The organism is Blautia sp. MSJ-19, assembly GCF_018918125.1.
Classification (GTDB): Bacteria; Bacillota; Clostridia; order Lachnospirales; family Lachnospiraceae; genus Blautia_A.
Genome location: NZ_JAHLQA010000017.1, coordinates 138660 through 156190 on the forward strand (window position 1 = coordinate 138660; position 17531 = coordinate 156190).

11 protein-coding genes and 2 tRNA genes are annotated in these 17531 nt (G+C 44.2%); 11 read left to right on the forward strand and 2 right to left on the reverse strand.

What is annotated here, in order from left to right:
* The first annotated feature begins 151 nt into the window (after nucleotides 1–151).
* From KQI91_RS07600 to KQI91_RS07625, 6 genes are all read left to right on the forward strand, one after another.
* Complete coding sequence (locus KQI91_RS07600) at nucleotides 152–1555, forward strand: undecaprenyl-phosphate glucose phosphotransferase (protein WP_216392243.1); 1404 nt, start codon at nucleotides 152–154, stop codon at nucleotides 1553–1555.
* A gap of 18 nt (nucleotides 1556–1573) precedes the next feature.
* Nucleotides 1574–2989, forward strand: a complete 1416-nt coding sequence (locus tag KQI91_RS07605; protein WP_216392244.1) for an LCP family protein — start codon at nucleotides 1574–1576, stop codon at nucleotides 2987–2989.
* A gap of 123 nt (nucleotides 2990–3112) precedes the next feature.
* A complete protein-coding gene (locus KQI91_RS07610) occupies nucleotides 3113–4036 on the forward strand; it encodes a glycosyltransferase family 2 protein (protein ID WP_216392245.1) in 924 nt (307 codons plus the stop codon).
* 96 nt (nucleotides 4037–4132) lie between these two features.
* On the forward strand, nucleotides 4133–5623 hold the full coding sequence (locus tag KQI91_RS07615; RefSeq protein WP_216392246.1) for a S1C family serine protease: 1491 nt from the start codon (nucleotides 4133–4135) through the stop codon (nucleotides 5621–5623).
* 145 nt (nucleotides 5624–5768) lie between these two features.
* A complete protein-coding gene (gene clpX, locus KQI91_RS07620) occupies nucleotides 5769–7196 on the forward strand; it encodes an ATP-dependent Clp protease ATP-binding subunit ClpX (protein WP_216392247.1) in 1428 nt (475 codons plus the stop codon).
* Nucleotides 7197–7242: 46 nt separating this feature from the next.
* The gene (locus tag KQI91_RS07625; RefSeq protein ID WP_216392248.1) at nucleotides 7243–7866 is read left to right on the forward strand and encodes a zinc ribbon domain-containing protein; all 624 of its coding nucleotides are present in this window, start codon (nucleotides 7243–7245) and stop codon (nucleotides 7864–7866) included.
* Nucleotides 7867–8007: 141 nt separating this feature from the next.
* Here the strand turns inward: KQI91_RS07625 and KQI91_RS07630 are convergent.
* Nucleotides 8008–8091: transfer RNA gene (locus KQI91_RS07630), tRNA-Leu, on the reverse strand.
* Nucleotides 8092–8316: 225 nt separating this feature from the next.
* On the opposite strand from KQI91_RS07630, the gene KQI91_RS07635 reads away from it, so the two are divergent.
* Entirely contained in the window at nucleotides 8317–10515 is a 2199-nt protein-coding gene (locus KQI91_RS07635) for a leucine-rich repeat protein (RefSeq protein WP_216392249.1), read from the forward strand.
* 60 nt (nucleotides 10516–10575) lie between these two features.
* Here the strand turns inward: KQI91_RS07635 and KQI91_RS07640 are convergent.
* Nucleotides 10576–10659 (reverse strand) — tRNA-Leu (locus KQI91_RS07640).
* 234 nt (nucleotides 10660–10893) lie between these two features.
* Here KQI91_RS07640 and KQI91_RS07645 point away from each other — a divergent pair.
* From KQI91_RS07645 to KQI91_RS07660, 4 genes are all read left to right on the forward strand, one after another.
* A complete protein-coding gene (locus KQI91_RS07645; protein ID WP_216392250.1) occupies nucleotides 10894–11982 on the forward strand; it encodes a carbamoyl phosphate synthase small subunit in 1089 nt (362 codons plus the stop codon).
* Nucleotides 11969–15184 (forward strand): carbamoyl-phosphate synthase large subunit, encoded by a 3216-nt coding sequence (gene carB, locus KQI91_RS07650; protein ID WP_216392251.1) that lies wholly within the window; start codon nucleotides 11969–11971, stop codon nucleotides 15182–15184. Before KQI91_RS07645 ends, carB begins: the two co-directional genes overlap by 14 nt.
* A gap of 270 nt (nucleotides 15185–15454) precedes the next feature.
* Nucleotides 15455–16357, forward strand: coding sequence for an undecaprenyl-diphosphate phosphatase (locus tag KQI91_RS07655; RefSeq protein WP_216392252.1), 903 nt, complete (start codon nucleotides 15455–15457; stop codon nucleotides 16355–16357).
* Nucleotides 16358–16527: 170 nt separating this feature from the next.
* Nucleotides 16528–17403, forward strand: coding sequence for a hypothetical protein (locus KQI91_RS07660; RefSeq protein WP_216392253.1), 876 nt, complete (start codon nucleotides 16528–16530; stop codon nucleotides 17401–17403).
* Nucleotides 17404–17531: the final 128 nt, after the last annotated feature.

Consider the following 17531-nt stretch of genomic DNA (forward strand, 5'->3'; position numbering starts at 1 on the left):
TGGAATTTTAATATAATATCTCAAGGATATTGTTGATTTTAAAAGATAACTATTATAATATAGACGTGTCTGTCCGGAGAGAGAATGCAGATAAAAGCACTCTTTCTGGAGAGATATTGTCAGCATAATGAATGGATAGAGGTGGCAGAGGTTGATTCAGGACAATCAGAAAAATTTCAGTCGTCTCCAGATGCTGCTCGATATTATAGTCATTGCTGTTGCCTATGTATTTGCCTGGATGATCCGTTTTATCGGACCATTTGCTTATTCAGCAGTCCGGGCACTTGCTTTTGAGGAGTACATGTTTGCCCTGATATTTATTATTCCGGCATATCTGCTTTTGTATCAGGCATTTACTCTTTATGAGCCACTGCATATGCAGGGACGCAGACTTCTTCTTGCAAATATTATCAAAGCGAATGTACTGGGACTTCTGTTGGTGGTATTCGCCTTATATATGGTTGGAGAACCGGATTTTTCCAGACTGACAGTTTACATTTTCTGTGTGATCAATATCATCATGGAGTGGGGTGTCCGTCTGCTGCTTTTTGCCGTGCTCCGCAATATGCGCAAGAGAGGCCTGAACCAGAAACAGATGATACTGGTCGGTTACAGCCGTGCAGCAGAAGAATATATCGACAGGATCAGGCAGAATCCACAATGGGGTTATGTGATCCGTGGGATTCTTGATGACAATGTTGCAGCAGGGACCATATATAACGGAGTCAAGGTGATCGGACGTATTGCCAATCTTTCTGTGATCTTACCGACGAACCGTCTGGATGAGATTGCAATTACACTGGGACTGAGCGAGTATTATCGGCTTGAAGAGATTGTTGCAATGTGTGAAAAATCCGGGGTACATACCAAATTTATTCCGGATTACAACAAGATCATTCCAACCAAACCATATACAGAGGATATTCTGGGACTGCCCGTGATCAATATCCGTTATGTGCCACTGAGCAATACTTTTAATGCGATGGTCAAACGTGTGATGGATATTGTAGGTGCGATCGCAGCGATTATTGTTTCCTCACCGGTCATGCTTCTGATGTGTATTCTGATCCGGTTGACTTCACCGGGACCGCTGATCTACAAACAGGAGCGGGTAGGACTTCACAACAAGACGTTCTGGATGTACAAGTTCCGTTCTATGGAGATTCAGCCTGAATCAGAAGAAAAGAAGGCATGGACCGTCAAGAATGATCCGCGTGTGACCGGGATCGGTAAATTTATGCGGAGAACCAGCATAGATGAACTGCCACAGCTTTTTAACATATTGCGTGGAGATATGAGTCTGGTCGGACCGAGACCGGAACGCCCGTTTTTTGTAGAAAAATTCAGAGAAGAGATCCCGCGTTATATGGTAAAGCATCAGGTTCGTCCGGGATTGACCGGGTGGGCACAGGTAAACGGGTATCGTGGAGATACTTCGATCAGAAAAAGAATCGACTGTGATCTTTATTATATTGAAAACTGGTCGATCGGATTCGATATTAAGATTCTGTTTCTGACGATTTTTAAGGGATTTATAAACAAAAATGCATATTAAAAGATAAGGGGAGAGAAGATGGCACGACCAAAGTCAAAAGCAAAAAAGATATTGTTTGCGGTTGAAATTATCATACTGCTTCTGTTTGTCGGCGGTTTGTATGTATATGGACAGCTGAGCTCCAAACTGGATAAACTCAATCAGCCGGTACTTGATGACAGCAAGATCAAGGTAAACCAGGAAGTACAGGATTCTATTGATTCTGAGACATCAACACTGACCGGCTATACAACATATGCGTTATTTGGTATCGATCATCGTGACAAAAACGCGGCACTGGGCGGTGAGAACAGTGACACGATCATTATTGCCAGTGTCAACAATGACACAAAAGATGTAAAGCTTGTTTCCGTATACAGAGATACTCTCCTGAATCTTGGAGATGATACGTATTCCAAGGCGAATGCGGCTTATGCAAAGGGAGAAGCTGAGCAGGCGATCACCATGCTCAACACAAACCTTGACCTTAATATTACAGAGTATGCAACCGTAAACTTCAGTGCTCTGGCAACGATCATTGATGATCTCGGTGGCCTGGACATGGATATGTCCTATGCGGAAATTGTCCATATGAACAACTACTGTGTAGAAACTTCAGAAGAGACAGGAAAGTCCTACACACCGATCGAGCTTCCGGAACGTCCGGACGATATCGAAAAGGTTCAGTACAGTTATCATCTGAACGGCGTACAGACAACTTCCTACTGCCGTATCCGTTATACAGCAAGTCTGGATATGGGACGTACAGAGAGACAGCGTAGAGTCATTCAGATGATCGTCAGCAAAGCAAAATCAGCCGGACTGACCAAGATCTTTACGATCATGGATGATGTGTTCCCGATGATCACGACATCCATGGACAAGACAGAGATCCTTCAGCTTCTTCCGCAGCTGATCGGATACAGAGTAGATGATACGACTGGTTTTCCATCTTCTTACAAGTTTTCCAATGTCAAGGGAAGCTGCATCATTCCGACTTCTCTGGAAACAAATGTAACAGAGCTGCACAAATTCCTGTATGGAGATGAAGTTTATGTGCCTTCTTCTACTGTTGTAGCAAACAGTAATAATATTCTTGAAATCGTCGGAGGAGAAAACAGTCTGGACGATGTACAGACAACTACAGTTGAAGAAAACAGTACAGATGATACGGTTATGTACGAAAACAGCGGCGGAAACTGGTCTGATACAACCGGAGGAAGTGATTACAGCAGCGACTATTCCGGAGGAAGCGACTACAGTGGAGACAGTGATTATTCCGGAGGAAGTGATTACAGCGGAGGCGGAGACGATTATTCCGGAGGAAGTGACTACAGCGGAGGCGGAGATGATTATTCCGGTGGAGATGACGATTACTCCGGCGGCGGTTACAGTTCCGATGATGATTCCGATGAGGCCGGATCGATAGATTTTGAGGCTGCTGAACAGCAGTAAACAATCCATAAAAATAAAAGAAACAGGAGAGGGGGATTTCTCATTGAAGAAATTCCTCTTTTCTGTTACCATACACCCATAAGAAATAACAGATAACGTTTTAGAAAATATTCAGGAGAAAGAATGAAAAATATAAAAGTAGATGTGATCATACCGGCATATCATCCGGGAAAAGAATTTGCAGTTTTACTGGAGCGGCTGACTAGGCAGACGATGGAAGTCAATCATATTATTGTGATGAATACAGAAGAAGATTACTGGAACCGAGAATGGGAAGCACAGTATCCGATCATGGAAGTACATCATCTGAAAAAATCAGAGTTTGATCATGGAGGGACCAGAGCAGAGGCGGCGAAACTTTCTCAGGCAGATGTAATGGTATTTATGACGCAGGATGCCATGCCGGCGGACAAAAATCTTCTGGCAAATCTGGTCAGACCACTGATAGAGAATGAGAATACAGGCGCTGTTTATGCACGACAGCTTCCGGATCGCCAGTGTAATTTTGTGGAACGATATACCAGAGGATTTAATTATCCGGAAGAATCTGTGGTAAAGACAAAGGCAGATCTGCCGGTTTATGGGATCAAAACTTATTTTTGTTCGAATGTATGTGCGGCATACAGAAAGAGTGTCTATCAGGAGCTGGGAGGATTTGTGCAGAAGGCAATTTTTAACGAAGATATGATTTTTGCTGCCGGACTGATTCAGGCTGGATATGGAATTGCTTATGCGGCAGATGCAAGAGTGATCCATTCACATAATTATTCCTGCATGCAGCAGTTTCACAGAAATTTTGATCTCGGAGTTTCGCAGGCAGAGCATCCGGAGATCTTTCGCGATGTTCCGTCAGAAGGTGAGGGGATGCGCCTTGTGAAAAAGACGTTTTCCTATCTTATCAGAAAGGGAAAACTGTGGATGATACCGGGGTTTGTCCTTCAGTCGGGATGTAAATATGCGGGATATCTTGCCGGGAAGAATTACCGCCGGCTGCCCCGAAGAGCAGTCCTGTGGTGTACAATGAACCAGGAATACTGGAAGGACTGAGAAACACGCTTTTTTAAAGGACTTGTCACATTTTGAACACAATTGCTTGCTACACTGTCTTCATAAAAGAAATCGATGTAAGAAAGGAGCACAGGTATGAGTGATAACGGAAAATGGAATCTGGAAAATGCTCCGCAGAACGATACAGAAAATGGCAGGCAAAATGATCCACCCAGATACGAACATTACCGTATGCATCAGGGTGCAGAACAGAAGATGACAGATATGCAGCCTCCACGGAAAAAGCCGGAACATCATAGACATGGTGGAAGAAAACTGGCAGCAACAGTTTCGTTGGCAGTAGTTTTCGGACTGGTTGCGGGCGTTGTATTCCAGGGCGTAAACAGAGTGTCGGATAAATATTTTGGAACGGACAGTTCTTCATCTGCACAGGTTGAAACAGCTCAGCTTGCAGTAGATGCTTCATCAGACAATACAGAAGCTTCTGAGGCAGAAACAGATACTTCGGATACTGCAGCGACAGATACAGGCAGCACTCCGGCAGGTACAGTTGCTGATGTTGCCAGGGCTGCAATGCCGACGGTTGTGGCAATTACATCTGTCAGTATCCAGGAAATCCCGAATTATTTCAGGGCATTTGGTTTTGGATATGGAACACAGCAGTATTCCAGCGAAGGCAGCGGTTCCGGGATTATCGTTGGAGAAAATGATGATGAGCTTCTGATCGCGACAAATAATCATGTGGTTTCCGGAGCAACGACGCTGAGTGTATGTTTTGTCGGAAATGATGTGGTCAATGCAGAGGAAGAGACGGTAGATATGTCAGGCAGTGACGGCGATGTCAATGTAGAAGATGCAGTCAGTGCCAAGATCAAGGGAACCGATGAGACAAATGACCTGGCAGTTGTTGCAGTTCAGAAATCCGATATTCCGGAAGATACTCTTGCACAGATCAAGATCGCACAGCTTGGTAATTCTGATGCACTGGAGGTCGGTGAACAGGTTGTGGCGATCGGAAATGCACTTGGTTATGGACAGTCGGTAACTTCCGGCTGGATCAGTGCTCTGAACAGAAGCATCTCTACAGATGAGGGAACAAGTTCAGGTCTGATTCAGACAGATGCGGCGATTAACCCTGGAAACAGTGGCGGTGCACTTTTAAATATGCAGGGAGAGGTCATTGGCATCAACTCTGCAAAATATGCGGACAGTGCGGTTGAGGGAATGGGATATGCGATCCCGATTTCCAAGGCACAGCCAATTCTTGAGGAACTGATGAATCGACAGACAAGAGATAAGGTAGATGAAGCAGATGCGGCATATCTCGGGGTTGTATCTGCCGATCTTTCGACGGAAGCGATTCAGATGTATGATATGCCGGAGGGGGCTTTTGTGATCCGTGTGGACAAGGATTCAGCAGCAGGAAAATCTGGCATTCAGAAGGGAGATATCATCGTCAGCTTTGACGGCCAGGCTGTAAGCGGAAAAGATGATCTGGAGAATAAGCTTACGTATTATGCATCCGGAGAGTCGGTAGATGTGGGAATTTCCAGGGCAGATAACGGAGAGTATGTACAGAAGACGATACAGGTAACGCTCGGCGGACGGACAGGTTCCGGAAACTGACGGAATTTATAAAAACTTTAGTTTACAGTTTGATAGGTTATGTTATAATGAACGCATAGGTCAGAAGATGTCCGGATACATCAACAGGCCTGTGCGTTCTGTGCATGATACGGCATTGGAGCGCCTGAAGTGAAAGGAGTTTTTTATGACAGATAAATACGATGACGAGATAGTCGAGGAAGAAATCAGCGAGACAGACGATCAGGAAGAAACACATGGTCCTGAGAAATTCTGTACACTTTGCCACCGCACAGAGAAACAGGCAGGCAAGATGATCGATCTTCCGAATAACATACATATTTGCCCGGATTGCATGCAGAGAAGTTTTGACACCATGAACAATCAGATGCAGAATGGCAATTTTAACTATGGGGATCTGCTGAATATGCCAAATATCAGCATGATCGATCTTGGCAGTCTGCAGAGCCAGATGGGACAGCAGAAGAAGCCCAAAAAGAAAAAAGCAGAGAAGAAGGAACCGGTTCTGGATCTCAAAAAAATTCCCGCACCGCATAAGATCAAGGCAACTCTGGATGAGTATGTGATCGGACAGGAATATGCCAAAAAGGTTATGTCGGTAGCTGTTTACAATCATTACAAAAGAGTGGCAACAGATACCATGGATGAGATCGCAATCGAGAAATCCAATATGCTTATGATCGGACCGACTGGATGCGGTAAGACGTATCTTGTAAAGACACTGGCAAAACTTCTGGATGTGCCGCTTGCAATTGCAGATGCTACTTCACTGACTGAGGCCGGCTATATTGGTGATGATATCGAAAGCGTGGTTTCCAAACTTCTTGCTGCAGCAGATAATGATGTGGAAAAAGCGGAGCATGGAATCATTTTTATTGATGAGATCGACAAAATTGCCAAAAAGAAAAATACCAATCAGCGTGATGTCAGTGGAGAGGCAGTACAGCAGGGGATGCTGAAGCTTCTGGAGGGAGCCGATGTGGAGGTTCCGATTGGCGCCAACAGCAAGAATGCGATGGTTCCGCTGACAACCGTGAATACAAGAAATATTCTTTTTATCTGCGGAGGAGCATTCCCGGATCTGGAAAATATCATTAAGGAGCGTCTGAACAAACAGGCATCCATTGGTTTTTATGCAGATCTTAAGGATAAGTATGATAATGATCCGCATATTCTGGAAAAGGTGACCGTGGATGATCTCCGCAGTTTCGGTATGATTCCTGAGTTTATCGGTCGTCTGCCGATCATCTTTACGATGAACGGGCTGACGGAAGATATGATGGTACAGATCCTCAGTGAACCACGTAATGCGATTCTTAAACAGTACCAGAAACTGCTTGCACTGGATGAGGTTAAACTGGAATTTGATGAAGGTGCGCTGCATGCCATTGCGGCCAAAGCAATGGAAAAACATACCGGAGCCAGGGCGCTTCGGGCGATTCTGGAAGAATATATGCTGGATATCATGTATGAGATTCCGAAAGATGATTCGATCGGTCAGGTCGTGATAACCAGAGAATATATTGAAGGAAACGGAGGACCGAAGATTCTTCTGAGGGGCCAGGAGGTTCCTCTTCTGGAGAGCAATCAGTGAGAATCGGTCAGTAAACAGGAAGTTTGAGAAAGAGAGGGATTTTATTATGGCAAAAGACTTTTTTGGAAATCTTGGGGAAACACTCACAAAGACAGCAAAGGAACTGAGTGGTCGTGCAGAAGAGGTTTATGAGACACAGCGTCTCAAAAACAAAATTGCCGGAGAAGAACGCCAGGTAGAAAAAGCGATGGCAGATCTTGGACGGATCATTTACAAACGTTACAAAGAAGAGATTCCGGTAGATGATGCACAGAAAGCAATCTGTGAGCAGATCGATCAGCGTATGGAGCAGATCGGGAAATATAAAGAAGATATCTCCGACCTGAAGATCAGAAGCAAACGTTTCTGTCCGGCATGTGGAAGCCAGATTGAAAAAGAGGCAGCCTTCTGTTCGCACTGTGGAGCAGCCTGCCCGACCGAAGAGCCGGAAGAAGCAGCCGGCGATGATGTGATCGAGGGAACAGCAGAGGAAGTAACTGTTGAGGATACTGTGGAAGAAACTTCAGAAGAGGCAGAAACTCCGACAGAGGAAACTGAGAACGAGACTCCGGTGGAAGAAGCTCCGGTTGCAGAAACAGAAGCTCCGGCTGAAGATGCACCAGAAGAGACAGTGGAAGCACCAGAGGCGGAAGTTCCGGCTGAACCAGAAGAGGAAAAGACAGAAGAATAATTCCAGAACCGTATATAACTATCTGAACTGAGATGAAAATCAGAACAAGCCCTAATGCACAGAAAAATCTGTGTATCCGGGCTTGTTTTATAAAAGTTAAGGCTTTACAGAGATAAGATATATAGTAAAAATAAAAAAGAATGCAGGAGATGGGACTTGAACCCACACGATCTTGCGACCACAGGCACCTGAAGCCTGCGCGTCTGCCAATTCCGCCACTCCTGCATTTCATATATCAGATGTTGTTCCCAACAACTGCCTAATTAATATACCTCATATAATGAAAAATGTCAACAGAAAAAATAAAAATAATCGACAAAAATCATATTCATATATTAGACATAATGCCAAAGATTTTTTTTTAGGTGAAATTCTTTTGCTTTATATATAAGTATTGAGTTACACTTAGGATATAGGAAAAACAGATGATATTACAGGAGGACATAAAGGATGAGGTTGAAGAAAGTATTGGCGATCGGATTATCAGTGGCGATGCTTATGACTGTAATGCCGGGTGAGATATTTGCAGCTGATATGGAACAGGAAACGGTGGAGGTTGAAGAATTTTGTGATGATTCAGAGGCGGAGGTGAATATTTCGCAGCCAGAGAATTTCACAGAAGATTCTGCGGATACGGCGGAAAATTCTTTTGTTTCAGATACAGAGACGGAGGAAAAGGAACAAAACTATGAAGAAGATACAGAGGTGGAGACATTTTCTGATGGAGCGGACAGTGTCGGGCAGAGCTCACGGGCAGTGTTGACGAGTGGTGGAAGGATAAACGGCACGATTTACTGGAAGTTATATGACAAAAGTCAGCTTATTCTTTCTGGAAGCGGAACGATGCCGAATTTTTACGATGGTCCGACGGTTCCCTGGCTTAGGTACAAATCAGATATAAAAAGTGTTTCCGTAGCAAGCGGAATCACCAATATTGGAGCCAGTGCGTTTGAGGACTGTATCAATCTGGAAAGTGTGGAACTCAATGAGGGGCTGACCAGTATTGATTTTGCAGCATTTTACGCTTGTAACAGCTTAAAGAGCATAAAGATTCCAAAGACGGTTGTGAGCATTGATGAAGATGCTTTTGGAGAATGCAGCAGTTTGAAGGAAGTCGAAATTCCAAAAGGAGTAACAAAGCTTGGAAATGCAGTCTTTTATGGATGCTCGAGTCTGGAAACAGTGACGATCCCAAAAGAACTGGTGCGTTTTGATGGCGATGCATTTATGGAGTGCCATCAGATAAGAAGCATAAGGTATTATGGTACGGAGAATGACTGGATAAATTCAAGAATATGGTTCTCTGATATAAAAAAAGCTACGATATATTACAATTATGATCCGGAGCATGAACATGAGTATGAGCTTAAGATCACAAATAATATAACCTGTCCGGCTGTCGGAAAAGGAGAAATGATCTGCAAGCTCTGTGGTGATTATTATGAGACTTCCGTACTTCTGCATAACTGGGATTCCGGAAAAGTGACAAAAGAGGCAACCTGTGAAGAAACAGGAATAAAGACCTATACCTGTATTGGATGTGGAATAAACAAGACAGAAGAAATCCCGGCACTGGGACATACAGAAGTTGCGGATGAAGATGTGGATGCAACCTGTGAGACGGATGGAAAGACCGGAGGAAGCCATTGTGCTGTATGTGGCAAAGTTTTAGAAGAGCCGGAAACGATTCCTGCAACGGGTCATACATGGGATGAAGGAAAAATAACTACAGAAGCAACTTATACAGAAGAAGGGGTAAAAACCTACACCTGTACAATCTGTGGTGAAACAAGGACAGAAAAAATCAATAAACTGCTTTCGGTATCTCTCAGTGTGGATGAAGAAGAGGTACTGTCCGGAGAAAAAGTAGAAATTGTTGCAGATGCAACTGGAGGAAGCGGAGAATATACCTACAAATTTATTGTCTGTGATGACAAAGGAAACTGGTACAGACTGAGAGATTACGGAAACAGAAACACTTATATCTGGCGTACAGGGGCTCCTGGAAAGAAAATGCTTTATGTGGATGTAAAAGACAGCGAGGGAACGGTAACAAGAGCAGGTCTCGGATACAGAGTAAGGGGAGAGGAAATAACTGCCAGTGTCAAGGCAGACCCGTCAGGCAGTACGATTACAGGAAATCAGGTAAAACTGAAGGTAGATGCAACTGGAGGAAGTGGAAAGTATACTTACAAATTTGTCGTGTATGATGATAAAGGAAACTGGTACAAACTGAGAGATTATGGAACAGACAGCACCTATATCTGGAGGACCGGAGTAGGCGGAAAGAAAACGTTATATGTGGATGTAAAAGACAGTGCAGGAACTGTAAAAAGAGTAAGTCTTACATATGAGGTAAAAGAAAAAGAAACCAATCTTGCAGGTGAGTTTGTTGCGGATCCTTCCGGCAGTGCATCCAGCGGAAGCAAAGTACAGCTGAGTGTGAAGGCTGACGGTGGAAGTGGCAGCTATACTTACAAATTTATCATCTGTGACGATAAAGGGAACTGGTACAGACTGAGAGATTTTGGTACAGCTGATACCTGCACCTGGATACCTGGGGCAACAGGAAAGAAAACACTGTATGTAGATATAAAGGACAGTGACGGAACTGTAAAGAGAGTTGCAATGTCATATGAAGTAAAATAAACAAAAAGGAACGCATTCGGGCAATCTGAATGCGTTCCATAATTTAAAACAAAAAAAGAATGCAGGAGATGGGACTTGAACCCACACGATCTTGCAACCACAGGCACCTGAAGCCTGCGCGTCTGCCAATTCCGCCACTCCTGCATTTCGTTATGAATCAGTCGCTCTCGTCGACTGCCTGTTTATCATACCTCAGAAAGACAAAAATGTCAACATAAAATTTTAAATTTTTTAAATTATATTTTCAACTTAGACAATTTGCCAAATCAAAGTTTTTTAGAACAACTTAATTATTTTTAGCACTTTAACCTGTTGAAAAATAGAAACTCTTATGATACAATCTTGAAGATTTAGATAAAAAACAGAAAGGGAGATTATATGAAAGCATTTCTGATATTAGAAGATGGCCATGTGTTTACAGGAACCAGTATCGGTTCAACAAGAGAAGTCATCAGTGAGATCGTTTTTAATACTTCCATGACAGGATATCTTGAAGTAATGACTGACCCATCGTATGCAGGACAGGCTGTCTGCATGACTTATCCTTTGATTGGCAATTATGGAATCTGTTATGAGGACCAGGAGTCCAGGAAACCCTGGATTGATGGTTTTATTGTTCGTGAATTATCCCGTATCCCAAGCAACTTCAGAAGCGTGGATACGATTCAGCATTTTCTTGAAAAGCACGATATACCTGGTATTGCAGGCATTGATACCCGTGCTCTTACTAAAATTCTTCGTGAAAAAGGTACCATGAATGGTATGATCACAGTCAATGAAAATTACAATTTAGATGAAATAATCCCCCGTTTAAAAGCTTATACAACAGGAAAAGTAGTTGAAAAAGTTACATGCCGTGAGAAAGAAGTACTGAAGGGAAATGGACCGAAAGTTGCACTTATGGATTTTGGTGCAAAGCGCAACATTGCACGTTCTCTGAATGAAAGAGGATGTGAAGTTACCATTTATCCGGCACTTACACCGGCGGAGGAGATCCTTGCAGCGAATCCGGACGGAATCATGCTCAGCAATGGACCTGGAGATCCGAAAGAGTGCACTACTATAATAGAAGAAATCCGTAAGCTTTATGAATCTGATGTGCCGATTTTTGCGATCTGCCTCGGACATCAGCTGATGGCACTCGCAACAGGCGGTGACACACATAAAATGAAATATGGACACAGAGGCGGCAATCATCCGGTCAAGGACCTTGCAACCGGACGCGTATATATTTCTTCACAGAACCACGGGTATGTGGTTGACTCTGATATCCTGGAGCAGAAGGGAATTGCAAAACCAGCTTTTGTCAATGTCAATGACGGTACCAATGAAGGTATGGCATACATCGGCAAAAACATCTTTACAGTACAGTTTCATCCGGAAGCCTGCCCTGGACCGCAGGATTCCAGCTACCTGTTTGACAGATTTATGGAAATGATGGGAGGAACAGATCATGCCGAGAAATAAAGATATACATAAAGTTCTTGTAATTGGTTCCGGTCCGATTATCATCGGTCAGGCAGCGGAATTCGACTATGCAGGTACACAGGCATGCCGTTCTCTGAAAGAAGAAGGCATGGAAGTAGTTCTTCTGAACTCCAACCCTGCTACTATTATGACAGACAAAGACATTGCAGATAAGGTCTACATCGAGCCACTTACTGTAGAAGTTGTAGAGCAGCTGATCCTCAAAGAACAGCCGGACAGCGTACTTCCGACACTGGGTGGACAGGCTGGTCTGAACCTTGCGATGGAACTCGAAGAAAAAGGATTCCTGAAAGAACACAACGTTCGTTTGATCGGAACCACAGCAGAGACAATTAAGAAGGCTGAGGACCGTCAGGAATTTAAAGATACCATGGAAAAAATCGGCGAGCCGGTTGCAGCTTCCAAGGTCGTAACAACTGTAGAAGACGGTGTGGCGTTCACTAAGAAGATTGGTTATCCGGTTGTTCTTCGTCCGGCTTACACACTTGGTGGAAGCGGCGGTGGTATCGCCAACAACGAATATGAACTGAGAGAAATCCTCGAGAACGGTCTCAGACTTTCCCGTGTAGGTGAAGTTCTTGTAGAGCGCTGCATCGCAGGATGGAAAGAAATCGAATACGAAGTAATGCGTGACAGTGCAGGAAACTGCATCACAGTCTGCAACATGGAAAACATTGACCCGGTTGGTGTACATACAGGTGACTCTATCGTAGTTGCTCCGTCCCAGACACTGGGCGATAAAGAATACCAGATGCTTCGTACCTCTGCCCTGAATATCATCACAGAACTCGGAATCACAGGTGGATGTAACGTACAGTACGCCCTTCATCCGGAAAGTTTCGAGTACTGTGTTATCGAAGTAAATCCTCGTGTAAGCCGTTCTTCCGCACTGGCAAGTAAGGCTACCGGTTATCCGATCGCGAAAGTTGCAGCAAAGATCGCTCTGGGTTATACACTGGATGAGATCCCGAATGCTATTACCGGTAAAACATACGCAAGTTTCGAGCCAATGCTTGACTACTGTGTAGTTAAGATTCCGAGACTTCCATTTGATAAATTCATCACAGCCAAAAGAACACTGACTACGCAGATGAAAGCTACCGGTGAGGTTATGAGTATCTGCCATAACTTCGAAGGCGCACTCATGAAAGCCATCCGTTCTCTGGAACAGCACGTAGACAGCCTGATGTCCTATGACTTTACTGGACTGGATGAGGATGAGCTGATCGACGAGCTGGCAGTTGTAGATGACCGCCGTATCTGGAAGATTGCAGAAGCGATCCGAAGAGATATTTCCAAAGAATACATTCACAGAATCACCAAGATTGACAGATGGTTTATTGACAAAATTGCGATTCTGGTAGAGATGGAGCAGGCACTGAAGACTCAGCCGCTGACAGAAGAACTTCTTCTTGAAGCAAAGCGCATGGAGTTCCCGGACTACGTGATCGCAGATCTCTGTGGAAGAACAGAGGCAGATATCAAGGCTCTCCGTCAGGGTTACAAGATCACAGCTGCTTACAAAATGGTAGATACCTGTGCCGCTGAATTCGCAGCTGCCACACCATATTATTACTCTGTATATGGCGGAGCGGACACAGAAAACGAAGCCGTATCCACTCATGATAAGAAAAAAGTCCTCGTCCTTGGTTCCGGACCGATCCGTATCGGACAGGGTATCGAATTCGATTTCTGCTCCGTACATTGTACCTGGGCATTCAAAAAAGAGGGCTATGAGACGATCATCGTAAACAACAACCCGGAAACAGTCAGCACCGACTTCGACATCGCAGACAAACTGTACTTCGAGCCGCTGACACCGGAAGATGTGGAAAACATCGTAAATATCGAGAAACCGGACGGAGCAGTCGTTCAGTTCGGTGGACAGACCGCGATCAAACTTACCGAAGCACTGATGAAAATGGGAGTCAAGATCCTTGGAACATCAGCAGAGGACGTTGACGCAGCAGAGGACCGTGAGCTCTTCGACGAGATTCTGGAGAAATGCCAGATCCCGAGACCGAAGGGACACACCGTATTTACAGCAGAGGAAGCCAAGAAAGCAGCCAACGAGCTTGGCTATCCGGTACTTGTTCGTCCTTCCTACGTACTTGGTGGACAGGGCATGCGTATTGCAGTCAGCGATGAGGACGTAGAAGAATATATCGGAATCATCAATCAGATTGCACAGGAACATCCAATCCTGGTAGACAAATATCTGATGGGTAAAGAAATCGAAGTTGATGCTGTATGTGATGGAGAAGATATCCTGATTCCTGGCATTATGGAGCATATCGAGCGTGCCGGTATCCATTCTGGTGACAGTATCTCTGTATACCCGGCACAGACCATCAGTCAGAAAGCCAAAGACACGATTGCAGAGTACACACGCCGTCTGGCACAGGCACTCCATGTAATCGGAATGATCAACATCCAGTTCATCGTCTGCGGTGAAGAAGTGTATGTGATCGAAGTGAATCCACGTTCCAGCCGTACAGTACCGTACATCAGCAAGGTAACCGGAATCCCGATCGTACCGCTGGCAACCAAAGTTATTCTGGGATACAAACTCAAAGATATGGGATATACACCGGGACTTCAGCCGGAAGCAAAACATATCGCGATCAAGATGCCGGTATTCTCCTTTGAGAAGATCCGTGGTGCAGATATCAGCCTTGGACCGGAAATGAAATCCACAGGAGAGTGCCTTGGTATCGCAGAAAGCTTCAACGAAGCTCTGTACAAAGCGTTCATCGGAGCTGGCATCAAACTTCCGAAGTACAAGAATATGATCATCACTGTCAAAGATGAAGATCAGCAGGAAGTAGTTCCGATCGCAAGACGTTTTGAAGCTCTTGGATATCGTATCTATGCAACAAGAGGAACTGCAAGAGTTCTTAAAGAAAACGGTATTAAGGCAATCCGTACCAACAAACTGGAACAGCCTGCACCAAACCTTATGGACCTTATTCTCGGCCATAAGATTGATGTTGTCATTGATACACCGCCGCAGGGTGTGGAACATCAGAAAGATGGTTTCGTAATCCGCAGAAATGCTATCGAGACAGGTGTTAACGTTCTTACCAGTCTGGATACAGCAGAGGCTCTTGTAACCAGTCTTGAGAATACGGACCTTCACAACCTGACACTGATCGATATTGCAACGATCGCAAGCAGATAGGTTAAAATTCATATAATATAAAATTACTGACCGGAGAGACAGAAACTTTGTTTCTCCGGTTTTATGTATGACGGCAAACCTAAACAAAAGCTAAACTTTCAAATAAAATCCATCGAAAGGTTTACGAAGAGCAGAAAGTGTAATATACTGATACAAGTGGGATGATAATCCCGCGATATGCGAATAGCGGGTAGGATTATGAAAGTGCGGAGCACGGAGTAATCCGTAAGTATCAGAAACAAAGAAAATAGAGTAGAGAGGAAAAGAAACATGAGTGTTTTGGAGTTTATAAAAGTTGTGATCCTCGGCATCGTAGAGGGAATCACAGAATGGCTTCCAATCAGCAGTACCGGTCATATGATCCTGGTAGATGAGTTCATCAAGATGGATATGACCACAGAATTCAAAGACTTTTTCCTGGTAGTCATTCAGCTTGGTGCGATCCTTGCGGTCGTAGTCCTGTACTGGGGGAAATTATGGCCGTTTTACATAAGGCAGATTCCGAAGAAAAAGAAGGCACAGCTTGCCCGTAAGAATCCGGTTGCCCGTGTTGCGCTGACCTTTGTTGAGAAGTTCTGTGATAAGGACAAATGGATTCTCTGGTTCAAGATTCTGGTAGCATGTATTCCGACGATCGTGATCGCGCTTCCATTCAATGATTTTATCGAAGAAAAGTTCAACAATTATGTGGTCGTTGCAATCGCTCTGATCGTGTATGGTGTGATCTTCATTCTTGTTGAGAACTACAATAAGAGAAGAAAGCCGACTTGCACTTCTCTTGAGAATCTGAGCTTTGGTACCGCGTTTAAAATTGGCATTTTCCAGGTCCTGTCAGTAGTTCCGGGAACTTCCCGTTCCGGTTCTACGATCATCGGAGGTATCCTTGTAGGTACATCCAGAACGGTGGCAGCAGAATTTACTTTCTTCCTGGCAATTCCGGTTATGTTCGGAGCCAGCCTTCTGAAGCTGGTAAAGTTTGGTTTTGCATTTACACCGGCAGAGATCCTGACACTGGTGACAGGCGTGGTAGTAGCATTTTTTGTTTCTGTCATTGCAATCAAATTCCTGATGGGATATATCAAGAAACATGATTTCAAGGCATTTGGATGGTATCGTATCGTACTCGGTATCCTTGTACTCGGATACTTTTTAGGAAGAAATTTCCTTGGATAATGCCTGCTTAACTGAATAAAAGAGGAACCGAAACAGAATGATCTGGCTGCTGTGCATAATTGCAACAGCAGCCAGATTTGACTTTTGCGGGCATCCATGGGATAATAGCAGAAGTGTAAAAAAGAAAAACAGATATGACGGCTTTTTACAGCCGGAAAGGATGGCAGATAATGAAAGCAAAATATATAGCAGTTGTACTTGGTACTGCAATGGCAGTCACTATGGCAGGATGTGGATTTTCCAAATCAGCAGCAGAAGTAACTCCTACACCGATAGCAACACCGACACCGACAGAAGTTCCGGCAACAGTAACACCGGTACCGACTTCCACACCGGCACCAAAGGTGATCGGAGTAAAGACTTCTCAGGCAAAATACATCTATCTTACTAATGGGCTGCAGGATGATCTGAGAGAAATTTATCTGATGACTTCCGGCGGAACAGACTGGGGTAAGAACCTGATCCCATCTGAATCTTCCGTAAAAGCATCTGAACAGGTACAGATGTTCTATACACCGGAAACTACGGCTTCTGACAGCAGTGATGAGTCTGAAGAGTCAGCATCTACAACGGTTTATGATCTGAAGATCGTAACTTCCAAAGGAGAGGCATATGAAATCTACAGTGTGGATCTGAGTGATATGGAAAAAGCTTCTCTTGCATATGATGAGGAATCCTCTACGGCATATCTCAGATATACCAGTCTTGCTGACAAGAGTGAAAAGGATACAAAAGGAAATTCTCAGCAGACAGCATCGGATGTTTCCAGCAGCTCTGACAGCAGTGATACTTCTTCCTACAGTTATGATGACAGCAGTTCTGACAGCAGTTACGATGATGGCAGCAGCTCTGACGACAGCAGCTATGATAACAGTTATGACGACAGCAATTACGATGATGGCAGCTCTGATGACAGCAGTTATGATGACGGAAGCTCTGATGATGGTGACGATGGAAGTTACGATGACGGAAGCTATGATGATGGCAGTGACTATGTAGATGAAGGCAGTGATTCTGAGGATAATGGAGTAGAGTGGGACTACTGAAAATCTTTTTAGAGGTTCTATAGAGAATATCTATTGCGAAATGCTACAGATAAATTGACTTGAATTTTTTGTACAGGTAAAATAAATTTATTGGTTCTGACTGAATGTTACAGCAGAACAGATACGAC

What these genes read in the sequence shown, in the direction of transcription:
- KQI91_RS07625 (WP_216392248.1), top strand. Translation starts at nt 7,243, where the DNA reads ATGGCAAAAGACTTTTTTGGAAATCTTGGGGAAACACTCACAAAGACA.
- KQI91_RS07655 (WP_216392252.1), top strand. Translation starts at nt 15,455, where the DNA reads ATGAGTGTTTTGGAGTTTATAAAAGTTGTGATCCTCGGCATCGTAGAG.
- carB (WP_216392251.1), top strand. Translation starts at nt 11,969, where the DNA reads ATGCCGAGAAATAAAGATATACATAAAGTTCTTGTAATTGGTTCCGGT.
- clpX (WP_216392247.1), top strand. Translation starts at nt 5,769, where the DNA reads ATGACAGATAAATACGATGACGAGATAGTCGAGGAAGAAATCAGCGAG.
- KQI91_RS07635 (WP_216392249.1), top strand. Translation starts at nt 8,317, where the DNA reads ATGAGGTTGAAGAAAGTATTGGCGATCGGATTATCAGTGGCGATGCTT.
- KQI91_RS07645 (WP_216392250.1), top strand. Translation starts at nt 10,894, where the DNA reads ATGAAAGCATTTCTGATATTAGAAGATGGCCATGTGTTTACAGGAACC.
- KQI91_RS07605 (WP_216392244.1), top strand. Translation starts at nt 1,574, where the DNA reads ATGGCACGACCAAAGTCAAAAGCAAAAAAGATATTGTTTGCGGTTGAA.
- KQI91_RS07610 (WP_216392245.1), top strand. Translation starts at nt 3,113, where the DNA reads ATGAAAAATATAAAAGTAGATGTGATCATACCGGCATATCATCCGGGA.
- KQI91_RS07615 (WP_216392246.1), top strand. Translation starts at nt 4,133, where the DNA reads ATGAGTGATAACGGAAAATGGAATCTGGAAAATGCTCCGCAGAACGAT.
- KQI91_RS07660 (WP_216392253.1), top strand. Translation starts at nt 16,528, where the DNA reads ATGAAAGCAAAATATATAGCAGTTGTACTTGGTACTGCAATGGCAGTC.